General features: G+C 72.3%; 13 protein-coding genes. 8 read left to right on the top strand and 5 right to left on the bottom strand.

What is annotated here, in order from left to right; translation table 11 throughout:
* The first annotated feature begins 449 nt into the window (after positions 1–449).
* The 3 genes from LCE31_RS29125 to LCE31_RS29115 all read left to right on the top strand — a co-directional run bounded on the left by LCE31_RS29125 (position 450) and on the right by LCE31_RS29115 (position 3,098).
* Positions 450–1,193 carry an IPT/TIG domain-containing protein gene (locus tag LCE31_RS29125; RefSeq protein WP_225019482.1) on the top strand — a complete coding sequence of 248 codons (744 nt, stop codon included), beginning with the start codon at positions 450–452 and terminating at the stop codon, positions 1,191–1,193.
* Between the two features lie 133 nt (positions 1,194–1,326).
* Entirely contained in the window at positions 1,327–2,382 is a 1,056-nt protein-coding gene (locus LCE31_RS29120; protein ID WP_225019474.1) for an IPT/TIG domain-containing protein, read from the top strand.
* Positions 2,383–2,570: 188 nt separating this feature from the next.
* Positions 2,571–3,098, top strand: a complete 528-nt coding sequence (locus LCE31_RS29115; protein WP_225019472.1) for an Ig-like domain-containing protein — start codon at positions 2,571–2,573, stop codon at positions 3,096–3,098.
* A gap of 151 nt (positions 3,099–3,249) precedes the next feature.
* Here LCE31_RS29115 and LCE31_RS29110 read toward each other — a convergent pair whose 3' ends face one another.
* Positions 3,250–3,864 (bottom strand): HD domain-containing protein, encoded by a 615-nt coding sequence (locus LCE31_RS29110; RefSeq protein WP_225019471.1) that lies wholly within the window; start codon positions 3,862–3,864, stop codon positions 3,250–3,252.
* A gap of 300 nt (positions 3,865–4,164) precedes the next feature.
* Between LCE31_RS29110 and LCE31_RS29105 the strand changes: the two genes are divergently transcribed.
* Entirely contained in the window at positions 4,165–4,827 is a 663-nt protein-coding gene (locus tag LCE31_RS29105) for an HAD family hydrolase (RefSeq protein ID WP_225019469.1), read from the top strand.
* On the opposite strand, the gene LCE31_RS29100 is transcribed toward LCE31_RS29105, so the two are convergent.
* On the bottom strand, positions 4,808–5,986 hold the full coding sequence (locus tag LCE31_RS29100; protein ID WP_263632441.1) for a transcriptional regulator: 1,179 nt from the start codon (positions 5,984–5,986) through the stop codon (positions 4,808–4,810). The genes LCE31_RS29105 and LCE31_RS29100 overlap by 20 nt on opposite strands.
* 228 nt (positions 5,987–6,214) lie before the next feature.
* Here LCE31_RS29100 and LCE31_RS29095 point away from each other — a divergent pair, with 228 nt between their 5' ends.
* The 4 genes from LCE31_RS29095 to tgmC all read left to right on the top strand — a co-directional run bounded on the left by LCE31_RS29095 (position 6,215) and on the right by tgmC (position 8,385).
* The gene (locus LCE31_RS29095; RefSeq protein ID WP_225019465.1) at positions 6,215–6,409 is read left to right on the top strand and encodes a hypothetical protein; all 195 of its coding nucleotides are present in this window, start codon (positions 6,215–6,217) and stop codon (positions 6,407–6,409) included.
* Positions 6,406–6,759 carry a hypothetical protein gene (locus tag LCE31_RS29090; RefSeq protein ID WP_225019463.1) on the top strand — a complete coding sequence of 118 codons (354 nt, stop codon included), beginning with the start codon at positions 6,406–6,408 and terminating at the stop codon, positions 6,757–6,759. Before LCE31_RS29095 ends, LCE31_RS29090 begins: the two co-directional genes overlap by 4 nt.
* Positions 6,752–6,973, top strand: a complete 222-nt coding sequence (locus LCE31_RS29085; RefSeq protein WP_225019461.1) for a hypothetical protein — start codon at positions 6,752–6,754, stop codon at positions 6,971–6,973. The genes LCE31_RS29090 and LCE31_RS29085 overlap by 8 nt, the downstream gene beginning before the upstream one ends.
* 203 nt (positions 6,974–7,176) lie before the next feature.
* Positions 7,177–8,385: an ATP-grasp peptide maturase system methyltransferase gene (gene tgmC / locus LCE31_RS29080; protein WP_225019460.1), complete on the top strand. Its 1,209-nt coding sequence runs from the start codon at positions 7,177–7,179 to the stop codon at positions 8,383–8,385.
* Between the two features lie 98 nt (positions 8,386–8,483).
* On the opposite strand, the gene LCE31_RS29075 is transcribed toward tgmC, so the two are convergent.
* From LCE31_RS29075 to LCE31_RS29065, 3 genes are all read right to left on the bottom strand, one after another.
* Positions 8,484–9,179 (bottom strand): TMEM175 family protein, encoded by a 696-nt coding sequence (locus tag LCE31_RS29075; RefSeq protein WP_225019458.1) that lies wholly within the window; start codon positions 9,177–9,179, stop codon positions 8,484–8,486.
* A gap of 198 nt (positions 9,180–9,377) precedes the next feature.
* Positions 9,378–10,460: a mycothiol synthase gene (gene mshD, locus LCE31_RS29070; protein WP_225019456.1), complete on the bottom strand. Its 1,083-nt coding sequence runs from the start codon at positions 10,458–10,460 to the stop codon at positions 9,378–9,380.
* A gap of 40 nt (positions 10,461–10,500) precedes the next feature.
* Positions 10,501–11,202, bottom strand: coding sequence for a TetR/AcrR family transcriptional regulator (locus LCE31_RS29065; RefSeq protein WP_225019454.1), 702 nt, complete (start codon positions 11,200–11,202; stop codon positions 10,501–10,503).
* Between the last annotated feature and the right edge of the window lie 64 nt (positions 11,203–11,266).

Below are 11,266 nucleotides of genomic sequence, written 5' to 3'. Positions count from 1 at the left end.
GGTACCGGGGGCCGGGGTCCGAGCGGGGCGAACAGGGCAGGTGAGGCCCGATAACTTCGTGCAACTTATTATATTCATTCCGTATATGCGCCTGGTTACGCGCTCATGATCCGGTCTGATGTATTTGCTTCCCGTGCTGGGTCTTGCCGCCCCTGGGTCGCGGTGCGTTACTCGTTGTATCCGCTTCAGCGGACCGGTGCCGCCCGCGGAGCGTGGGCCCGCGGTGGCGCACTCTCCGAGTGCCGTCGGCTTTCCTTCTCCCGACCTCGTGCGTGGTGTCCGGTGGTGGGTCGCCCACCCCCGCCGGCCGGGCTCCGGCACAAGGTCTCCGAGATCCCACCTGGCCAGTGGTGCGGAAGCAGACGTACATGCCCTTGGGGCGGTGGAGTCGCATCACCTGATCGTGCTCGGTCGCGCCCTGTCGTGTCCCGAGCCAGGAGGAGTCCGTCATGCCCATCAGTCCGAATCAGGGGTCCAGCGGTGGTGGCACGCTCGTCACCATCACCGGGACCAACTTGTCCGGCACGACCGCGGTGCACTTCGGCACCCGGTCGGCCACCTCGGTCACCAACGTCTCCCCGACGCAGGTCACCGCTGTCTCTCCGTCCGGAAACGGCGTGGTCGGCGTCACCGTCACCACACCGGGCGGCACGAGCAACCCGGTCTCGTTCTTCTACGTGGGACCGCCCTTCAAGCAGTCGTTGAGCCCCACCTCGGGCTCTACCGCGGGCGGCGAGACCATCACCATCACCGGTACGGGCCTGTCGACGGCCACCGGCGTGGCCTTCGGCGCCAACAGCGCGACGCCCACGGTGATCTCCGACAGCCAGATCACCGCCGTCGCACCCGCCGGGACCGCCGGTTCGGTCGGCGTCAGCGTCACGACCGCGGGCGGCACCAACAACGGCCTGACCTACACCTACATCGCGGAGCCGACCGTGACCACGGTCGCTCCGGACGAGGGGCCGGTCTCCGGCGGTACGGCCGTGACCATCACGGGAACCGGCCTGGCCACCACGACCCAGGTCACCTTCGACGGCAACCCGGCGCCCTTCACCGTGATCGCCGACACCTCGGTGTCCGCGATCACGCCGCCGGGAGCTGCCGGCGCGGTGGACGTCGTGGTCAGCAACGACGCGGGCAGCGCGACCGCCGCGGACGGTTTCACCTACGTGGCGGGGCCCGGCATCTGATCAGTGCCCCCAGCGCGAGGGACGACCGCGCCGTGCTGGACGCGGCGCGCCGTCCATGAAGCCCCTCGGCTCTGGACGTATCGGGGCCGAGGGGCTTTCCGTCCCACCCGCCGTCGACTCCCCAGGAGGACCCGTGAGCGACGCACGCTCCACGTCGACAACCACCGCAGTCCCGGCCGCTCCGGCGGCAGGCCCCGTACTGACCTCGGTCGTCCCCAACACCGGGCCCGCCGCCGGCAACAACAACGTGACGCTCAACGGCAGCGGTTTCGCCGGCGTCACCGCGGTCACCTTCGGCACCGCCCCGGCGCTCACCTACACGGTGAACTCCACGACGAAAATCACCGCGGTGGCGCCGCCCGGCACGGGCAGCGTGGCCGTCACCGTCAAGAACCCCGGAGGCACCAGCGGCCCGGTCACCTACACCTACGCCGCCGCCCCGGCACTGGCCTCTGTGACACCGAGTCAGGGGCCGGCTTCCGGCGGCACGACGGTCGTCCTCACCGGCACCGGCCTGTCGGCGGCCAGTGCGGTCATGTTCGGCGCCACGCCCGCCACGACGTTCACCGTCGACTCGGCCACCCAGATCACCGCCGTCGCGCCCGCGGGCTCGGGCGCCGTGCCGGTCACCGTCACGACCCCGGGCGGCACGACGGGACCGGTCTACTTCTTCTACCTCACCGCGCCCTCCCTCCTGTCCGCGACCCCCGCCCAGGGACCCGCGTCCGGCGGCACCGGCGTCACCCTGAGGGGCGCCGACCTCACGGGGGCCACTTCGGTGCTCTTCGGCGCCACGCCCGCTCCCGCGTTCACGGTCGACTCGCCGACACAGATCACCGCCGTCACGCCGGCCGGCGGCGGAACGGTGCAGGTCGCCGTGGTCACGCCGGCCGGCTCCAGCAACCCTGTCGCCTTCACCTATGTGCCCGCGCCACTGCTGTCCGGTCTCTCTCCCGGTCAAGGACCCGTCGATCCGGGGGCGGTGATCACCCTCACCGGCAGCGGCCTGACCACGGCCACCGCGGTCCGCTTCGGAGCGGCACCCGCCGCGTTCAGCGTGCTCTCGGACACCACGATCACCGCCTCGGCGCCCGCAGGACCGGCCGGCACGGTCCTCGTCACCGTGACCACCCCGGGCGGGACGAGCAACTCCCTGCCCTACACACGCATATCGGCGCCGCAGATCTGATCGGGGGCCTCGCGGCCCGCGCGGGACCGGGAAGCGGGACGGGGAGGGGCCGTGCGGGGAGGTGATACCTAGTCCGACTGGGCTGACTACGGTCAGAATCTCCCGCATATGCCAAGAAAACAGTCATAAGGTGACGCTCCATCAGACAGTCGCGGACGAAAACGGCCGCGCGCACAAGGAGCACTCACATGGCACACAGACAGCCACGCCGACGGGGAACGTTCATCGCCGCAGCCGCGCTCGCGGCCGTGGTCGGTGCGGCAGCCCCGGCCGCGGCGGCGGACTCCTCCACCGCTCTCCAGGTTTCCCCCTCGACAGCCACCGTCGGAAGCCAGGTGACACTCACCGCCACCGTCAGCTGCCCCGAGGACCCCACGGGCGGCCTGGGCGTGACCTTCTTCGACGGCGGCGACGAACTGGACACCGTGGGACTCGACTCCGGCGGCCAGGCCACCTTGAACACCTCGTTCAGCACGACCGGCACGCACACCATCACGGCCGCCTACAACGGCAACCAGGTCGGGGGCGAGGGCTGCGGCGCCTCGAGCACCACCGCCACCGTCACCGTGACCGACAGCCCGACGCCCCCGAACCCGGGCCCCTGCCTCCTTCTCTGCGCCCCCTCGCTGGGAACATCACTGATCAACTTCAGCACCGGCGACATCAACAACAACATCGGCAACGAGATCGCCCACAACAGCCTCCACATCCACTGAGGCCACCGCGCCGCCCGGCGCGCCCCCCACGCCCGACGCCGAGGCCGGCGCCCGCCCGCCGGCCACGGCCGCGTCGCGCCGGCGCTTGTCGGCACTCCACACCCCCGACGCGCCGGCCCGATCGCCGGCTCGACGGCACCGCCGCGCCGCCTCACGTCGTGGCGGGAGCACCCTCCGCGGGTGACTCGGGGCGCGGTTCGCCGAGGATTTCCCGGAGCCAGTCCAGCGAGTCCTGCGCCAGCAGAGCGTCCGCAAGCAGCCGCGCCGATTTGGTGACGAGGCGGCCCCTGCTGTTGTCGATCCACCGTTGGACGTTCGCGTATCCCTGCGCCTTGTACTCGATGCCCTGCACCAGGCACTCCAGCTTGTCCGCGTCACGGGCGCAGATCGATTCGGCGGTCTCTTTGTCCTCGTACTCACCGATCAGGCCCCGCACGGTGTCGGCGAGGATCGCGGGCATGCCCGCGACCTGATCCTCCGTGACCGCCCGAGGGTCGGCGCCGGGGGTGTACTTCTTGCCCAGGTGGTTGACATCCCCGGTGCGGGTCTCCTGGGTGTCGTGCCAGGTGGCCAGGAACGCGGCGCGGTTCGGGTCCGCGCCTTCGAGTGCCGCGACGACCGAGGCCATCAGGGCGGTGCGCCAGGAGTGCTCGGCGACGCTCTCCGGGTCGCGAACGCCCGCCATCCACCAGCCCGTACGCCGAGAGTTCTTGAGCGAGCCGGCCTCGAAGAGGAACCGTGCGACAGCGGTCAGGTCCTCAGTCACGTCATCACCTTTCACGCCTCGGCGAGGAGTCTTTCGTGGCCGGGACCGCCGGCCAGGGTCTCCCCGCATGACCGACTTCGTTCACGTGCCCGCCGCCACTGAAATCCGGGGCCGGGCCGCCCGGCTCGCACAATCCGTCGTACGTGATCTTCTTGCGGCCGGACTCAGATCGTCGGGCCGGTGACGTGCGCGTACGAGGTGGGCGCGCAGCACGCCTTGTTCCACCCATCCTGCGGACGAGTGGTGAGGGAGACGACGGGGGACGTTACGCGTGGCAGTGCGCCGCTCTACGATACGGCCATGATCCGCGCAGTGGTCTTCGACGTGGGCGAGTGTCTGGTCGATGAGACACGGGAGTACGGCACGTGGGCCGACTGGCTCGATGTCCCCCGCCACACCTTCGCCGCCATGTTCGGTGCTGTCATCGCACAGGGCCGCGACTACCGCGACACTTTCCAGGCGTTCCGGCCCGGCTTCGACCTGGCCGCTGAGCGCGAGAAGCGGGCCGCTGCCGGGCAGCCCGAACACTTCGGAGAGGAAGACCTCTATCCGGAGGTCCGCGACGCCTTGCGCGCACTGCGCGCGGACGGCCTGTGGCTCGGCATCGCGGGAAACCAGACCGTACGGGCAGGCAAGATCCTGCGTGACCTGTTCAGCACGGACGTCGACCTGATCGGCACCTCGGACGACTGGGGCGCGTCGAAGCCGGACCCGGCTTTCTTCGAACGCGTCGCCGCCGCCGTACCGGCCCGGCCCCACGAGATTCTGTACGTCGGGGACCGCGTCGACAACGATCTCCGGCCCGGTGCCGCGGCCGGCATGAGGACGGCTCTCGTGCGCCGTGGACCGTGGGCCACGATCCAGTGGGACACCCAGGAGGCCAAGGAGCTCCCCACTTTCCGAGTGGAAAGCCTCCTCGAACTCCCCTCGCACATCGCCGCATTCAACGAGCGAGAGCGCTGACGGTCGTCGCCCAGCCATAGAGCCGGTCGTCGAGGTCGCGCACGCACTGTTCATCCTGGTACGGGGTGAGCGCCCGCCGGACGGCCCGTACGCGGTCCATACCCACCGCGTACCAGGTGCGTTCCAGCTGGTCGAGAGCCTGAACGGCGTATCCGCAAGCTGCCTCGGGCGCCCTCGCGGCTGCCTCGACGGCCCCGAGATCGCCGAGGATCACTGTGCGCTGCTTGTCCTCGTGAGCGGGCAGCGCCTCCAAGACCTCGAGCAAAGTGGTCCTGGCCTGCGGCAGATGGCCCGCCACCAGCTGCGTGTTCCCTTTGAACGCCGCCAGCCGGACACCGCTGAACCAGTCCAACCACACCGGAGGCTCCCACTCGCCGCCCCCGGCGAGAACCGTCTCCGCATGCCTGATCAGGTTCAGAGCTGTCCGTGTGTCCCCGCACCGGGTCTCGCACTCGGCTTCCACCGCGTCCAGCCATGCCAGATGCTCTGCGCTCGCGGGCCCGCGTCGCGCGTAGGTCCGTGCTGCCGTGATCCGTTCGGCTGTGGCGGCCCTGTCCCCGGCCCATCCCGGGACAAACGCCATGTGCGCCAGGACCGCGGAGCCGAGAAGGGGAGCGTCGGCTTCGCCCGCAGCCTGAAGAGCGTGCAGCCAGGTGGAGCCCGCACGCTCCGTTTCGCGCAGGTCGAAGAACTCGATCCGTCCCGCCAACAGCAGCGTCTCAGCCAGGGCGGAAGCAACCCGCACTCGCGTCTGTCCCGCGGTTTCGGCGAGGAGAGCACGACCGAGATCCGCGTGGGCCGTCGCAGCCGGATGCAGCGCGGAAGGTGCGACGGACCAGTACAGGCGCCGATGAGAAGAGGTCACCGACTCGTAGTCCGCAGCCACCGTCGCCGGCTGCATCATCAACGAGGACTTGGCAGGAATCACGGGCATGGGACGAGCGGCAAGCCTCGTGGCAGCGGGCCGTTGTACGGGCCGGACGGCGCCCGGAGGAGAGAAACCGAGCGCGTCCAGATCCTGGCCAAGTGTGCGCACGAGAGCGTGTTGGACCTCTCCCTGAGGCCACGGTGGCGCATCGGACTCCCATCTGCGCACCTGTCGGACACCGACACCGAGTGCTTCGGCGAGGGACTGCTGTGATGGGTAACCGGCCGCCATACGAGCGGCCTTGAGCTTTGCGTTCCCTGCGGATCGGGGCACGGCCACCTCCTGGGTTCCGCTCAGTGTGCCCGGCAGGCCCTGCTGATTGCCAGGGTCTCCCCTTGCAAGTGAACGGAAGTCCTCTTTTCCTTCGAAGAAAGACCTGTGAAAGTCCTCGCGATCCGGCTTGTACCGGGCCACAGTTGACGTCCTGACACCGCACCGCCACCCAAAGGAGCCACCGGCATGGACGTCACAACAGACTCTCCGCCTCTGGCGCTGGCCGAGTTGACCGATGGGCAACGCCGCGGAGGGGTGTGCGCGTACTGCGGTACTCCTGTGTCGAATCGCACCGCCGTCGACCTCGGCACGCGGCTGGACGCCGACGGCATCCGCATCTTCCCCCGCGCGCACCCGGACTGCGTCGAGGTCGCACGGTGAACGGCCCGCACCCCGGCCCGGGTTGGTGTCACTGGCACCACGCCCCGGCCGACGGGCTCGCTCTGATCGCCGTGGCGCCGGCCGTCGGGGGACGGGATCTCTACGCGTGTACGGAGTGCCGCACCACGTACCGCCTGTCAAGCGCCGCCGACTCGCCGCTGCCGGAGGACCGTCACGCCACGCCATGCGTCGCAGGCGGGCACGACTTCCGCGTAGGGGACGAGAGCGGCGCCGCCTACCGCACCGAGCGCGGGGCGGAGGTGCGGCGCGTCGCGCAGCGGCTGTGCGAGCCGGACCCGCAACTCCAGGCCCTCGCACGGGCGACAGGGGAGACGAAGGCCGATGACTGACGCCACGACCGGGCACTCCTGCGCGTCCTGCGGGAACGGCGTCACCACGTACGTGGGAAGCGCCGAACGCGGCTCCGGTATCCACACCCTGTGGGCCTGCCACCAACACCTCGGCGAGGTCGCGGCTCAGGCCCGGACGATCGAGGACCAGGAGGACTTCCTTCTGGGCCTCGCCCGCCGCGACAAGCCCGGGCGGAAGCCGCCCAATTCCTGAACGACTCCGGCCGACGGGAGCCCCGGGCTCGTCACACCCGTCGGTCGGAGTCCCGGCCCCGGCCCCGGGCGCCCGCGCGACACTCGGGGCGGACCGGCGAGTGCACCGCCGTGTACCGGTCAGGTCAGAGCCGATGACGCCGACGCCATCGCGACGGCGTTCGCCGACATCCTGATCAGAGCTGGGGAAGGAGGCGGAGCGCGATGACGCCCGCAGATTCGAACGCTGACCCGGACTCCGGCACCGCAGGTCTGCGCGAGGCGATGGCCGAAGGCCTCGCCGACGACGGTGCCCTCAACGATCCCGGCTGGCGGTCCGCCGTCGAGCGGGTGCCGCGGCACCGGTTCGTGCCGGGCTTCTACCTGCCCGCCGACGAGCGCGACGGGCAGGGCCTGACGGTGTGGGAGCCCGTCACGGCCGCGTCCGGCCGCGACCGGTGGCTGGCCGCCGTGTACTCCGACACGACGCTCGTCACGCAGTTCGACGGCGAGGAACGGGACTGGAACGACCCGCACGTGCGACACGGTGGAGCGCCGACCTCGTCGTCCACCCTGCCGTCGCTCGTTGTACGGATGTGGGCCGACGCGGACGTGTGCGAGGGGCACACGGTGCTGGAGATCGGTACCGGCACCGGATACTCCACCGCGCTGGCCTGCGAACGGCTCGGCTCGACCGGCGTGACCTCGATCGAGGTCGATCCGCACCGGCTGGAACAGGCGGCAGGCGCGCTGTACGCCTGCGGTTACACCCCCAACCTCGCGGTGGCGGACGGCCTGCACGGCTACTGGCCGGACGCGTTGTTCGACCGCATCGTGGCCGCCTGCTCCTTCCGCGCCGTCCCCGCGGCCCTGCTCGCCCAGAGCCGGCCGGGCGGGAAGATCCTGCTCACCCTCTCCGGCTGGCTCTACGGGTACGCCCGTGTCCTGCTCACCGTGAACGGCGACGGCACCGCCGAGGGGTCGCTGCTCCCCGGCACGGTGTCGTTCATGGCAGCCCGCGCCCACGCGGCACCCGCCTTCGGCAACCCCACCCGCTGGGCCGCGATGCTCCCGGAGCCGGGCCGGGCCGCGCGGCACTCGCCCGAGCGGATCACGGCTGCGACCGAGGAGGCGTTCCACCCGCGGTTCCTCGCGCAGTGCGCGGTGCCGGACGCACAGATCGCGACCGTCGGCGGCGTCGTGCACCTGATCGACGTCGTCACCGGGTCCGCCGCCACCCTCACCCCGGCGGGCGACGGGTGGCAGGTGCGCGAGGGCGGCCCGCTGCGGCTGTGGGGGCGGATCGAGTGCGTGCTGTCGGCGTACGACAAGGCGGGCCGGCCCGGGCCTGAGGCGTTCACCCTGCATGTGGACGGGGGCGGGCAGTGGCTGCGGCACTCGCGGATGCCCGGCCTGCGGCTGACCGGGCCCTGATCCGGCCGGGCGGATGCGCCCCGTCGCCGCCGCCCGTGCACGGCCTGCCGCGGGGAACGCGAGCCGGGGCCGCGAGGTCCGGGTGCGGGCTCGGGGGGTCAGAGGGAGGTGCGCCTGCCGCGGCGGAGGACCATCCGGCTCGGCAGGACCAGCAGCAGCAGGCTGTAGTACTGGAGCTCGGGTACGGCCAGGGCGATGGCGAAGGCGACGACCAGGGCGATGACGTTGACGTAGCTGTCGGCGTACACCTCTTCGACGCGCCGGCCGGCCACGCGGCCCCTCTCTTCGAGCAGCCCCGGGGCGCTCTTCAGGGTCGCCAGCATGCCCAGCCGGCACACCATGGTGGCCAGGACGGTCGCGTAGTAGAACCCCGCCACGAAGCGGTCCCGGCCGAAGGCGCCGATCATCTCCGTGGGGAGGGGGAGCACGACCACGGACAGCAGCCACCCCATGTTCCACATCGTCAGGGGACGGGTGACCCGCGCGACCGACGAGAAGGACCGGTGGTGCTCTCCCCAGATGTTCGCGATGACCGCGAAGCTGAGGACGAAGCTCCAGATCTGGTTGACGTGATCGGTGATCACCTTGCTGGCGCTCTCGTGGGCGGACGCGACCTCAGGGACGAGGTCCACCAGCGGCAGGATCAGCAGGGTGATGGAGATCGCCGTCACCGCGTCGGTGAAGAGCACCAGGCGCTCCCCCGAGGCGGTCCCCTCGATCCTGTCCGATGCCGGGGCCGACGGCTCCGGGGCGAGCCCCTTCGCCGCCGCCTCGCCGCCGCCGCTGTCACCCATGCGTTCCTCCCACTTCCCTGCCCGACGCCTGACGTCCGGCGCCCGCCGCTCCTGTCCGGGGCCCCGGTCGCGGACGTTCCGAACACCCGCGCGGACTCTACCCGAGGGCTGTAAGGCGAGAGTTGGCCGGGCCGGGGCCGTCCACCCGCCCGCCCGCGCGGGTCCGGCGCCGCACGCGGCGCGGTGGGGGAGAGCCCCTCACAACTCCGTGCGGTACATCAGGTCCGTCTCGTGGGTGGTGAAGCCCAGGCCCTCGTAGACCCTGACCGCCGCCGTGTTGTCGCCGTCCACGTACAGCATCGCGGTCGGTAGGCCCTCGGCGGCCAGGTGGCGCAGGCCGATCGCGGTCAGGGTCTTGCCGAGGCCGCCGCCCTGGGCGTCCGGGCTGACTCCGACCACGTAGACCTCGCCGAGCCGCTCCTCCGCGTGGACCTTCGTCCAGTGGAACCCGATCAGTTCGCCCGCGCGCTCCGCGAGGAAGAAGCCCTTCGGGTCGAACCAGGGCTCCGCGATCCGGTCGTCCAGGTCGCGCTGCGTCATCCCGCCCTGCTCCGGGTGGTGCGCGAAGGCCGCCGCGTTCAGCGCGAGCCAGGCCGCGTCGTCCTCGCCCGGTACGAACGTACGGATCGCCACGCCCGCCGGGATCTGCGGGTCCGGGATGTCCAGCGGCGCCAACGGCCGCCTCATCTGGCGCAGTTCGCGGAAGAGCGTGAGGCCGAGTACCTGGGCCAGGTGGCGTGCGCCGGACTTCCCGCCGTGCGCCCACACCCGAAGCCGCCGGCCCGAAGCCGCCATCAGCGCGTCGCCGAGCGCGGGGGGGGGGGGCCCGGCGCGGGGGGGGGGGGGGGCGGCGCGGGGGGCCCCGGGGGGGGCGCCCCGGGCCGGGGGGGGGCCCGGGGGGGCGCCCCCGGCCCCGCCCCCCCCCACCCCCCGCCCCCCCCCCCCCCCCCCCCCCCCCCCCCCCCGCCCCCCCCGGCGGGCCGGCCCCCCCCCCCCCCACGAGGGGTGCACGACGAGTTCGGCCGCGGGGGCCTCCACCGGGTCCGTGTCCTCCAACTGCGCGTATCCCAGGACCTCGCCGCCCGCCGTGAGCAGGAGGTGCCGCACCCCTTCGCGGTGGCCGCCGCGGAGTTGGAGCCTGCCCTGCTCGGAGACGGCCTGCGTGCCGTCCGCGGCCGCTGCCTCGGCCAGCAGGGCGAGTACGGACCCGGCCTGTTCGTCCGTGAGCGCGTCGAGTGTCTGGATCTGCCGTGCGGGCTCTCGGGCTGCTGCGTCAGTCATGCGTCGAGGGTACGGCGAGGTCCGGCGGGGGAGCCGCCCGTCACCCGCGTGGCCGCGCCCGTGGCCTGTCGTGATCGTCCGCCCGGCCGCTCCCGTCCGGCAGGACGCCGTCGAGCAGGGCCGCCCAGGCCGCCGCGGTCCGCTCACGGCCGTCGTCGCCCGAGGCCAGCAGCCGCTGTACGTGGTCGCTCGCGAGCGGCCCGAGCAGCAGGTGTGCCAGGGCGTCGGCGTCGAGGCCGGGCCGCGCCTCGGTGAGCAGCGCCGCGATGTGGCCGTGCCAGAAGTCGTACACGGTGCCGGTCCTGGCCCCGGAGCCGGCTCCGGACCCGCTCTCGCAGCCGTCCCCGTCCCGGGCGGGGGCCTTGGCGGGGGCCGTGTGCGCGGCCGTCGCCGCCCGGCCGAGCGCGGCGAGGAGCCCCTTGTTGCGGCTGACGACGCCGAGGACGCCGTCCAGGAAGGCGAGCAGCCGCTCGCGGGGCGGCGCGCCCGGGCCCATGGGCGGCGGCCCCTCGGTGACGGCGTCGCGCAGGGCGAGTGCGCGCTCCTCCATGAGGGCCACCATCAGGCCCATGCGGCTGCCGAAGCGGTGGAACACCGTGCCCTTCCCGACGCCCGCCTCGGCGGCGACCCGCTCCATGGAGACCTGCTCGGGCGGGTGCTCGGCGAGGAGGCGTTCGGTGGCGGCCAGGATGGCGCGCCGGTTGCGGGCCGCGTCGGCGCGTTCGCGGTGGGCTTCGGCCATGGGGGCGTCCTCGGTTCTCGGTGCGGGCGGTGGGCGGCGGGTGGTGCGTGGCGGTCGGTCGGCG

The sequence above is a fragment of the Streptomyces sp. 8L genome, assembly GCF_020176795.1.
Classification (GTDB): domain Bacteria; phylum Actinomycetota; class Actinomycetes; order Streptomycetales; family Streptomycetaceae; genus Streptomyces.
Note: the sequence above shows the minus strand (reverse complement) of the source record. Positions and strands in the feature narration are given on the sequence as shown.

Coding starts and splice junctions, on each gene's coding strand:
- LCE31_RS29125 (WP_225019482.1), top strand. CDS start 450: ATGCCCATCAGTCCGAATCAGGGGTCCAGCGGTGGTGGCACGCTCGTC.
- LCE31_RS29115 (WP_225019472.1), top strand. CDS start 2,571: ATGGCACACAGACAGCCACGCCGACGGGGAACGTTCATCGCCGCAGCC.
- LCE31_RS29105 (WP_225019469.1), top strand. CDS start 4,165: ATGATCCGCGCAGTGGTCTTCGACGTGGGCGAGTGTCTGGTCGATGAG.
- LCE31_RS29100 (WP_263632441.1), bottom strand. CDS start 5,986: ATGGCGGCCGGTTACCCATCACAGCAGTCCCTCGCCGAAGCACTCGGT.
- LCE31_RS29095 (WP_225019465.1), top strand. CDS start 6,215: ATGGACGTCACAACAGACTCTCCGCCTCTGGCGCTGGCCGAGTTGACC.
- LCE31_RS29085 (WP_225019461.1), top strand. CDS start 6,752: ATGACTGACGCCACGACCGGGCACTCCTGCGCGTCCTGCGGGAACGGC.
- tgmC (WP_225019460.1), top strand. CDS start 7,177: ATGACGCCCGCAGATTCGAACGCTGACCCGGACTCCGGCACCGCAGGT.
- LCE31_RS29075 (WP_225019458.1), bottom strand. CDS start 9,179: ATGGGTGACAGCGGCGGCGGCGAGGCGGCGGCGAAGGGGCTCGCCCCG.
- mshD (WP_225019456.1), bottom strand. CDS start 10,460: ATGACTGACGCAGCAGCCCGAGAGCCCGCACGGCAGATCCAGACACTC.
- LCE31_RS29065 (WP_225019454.1), bottom strand. CDS start 11,202: ATGGCCGAAGCCCACCGCGAACGCGCCGACGCGGCCCGCAACCGGCGC.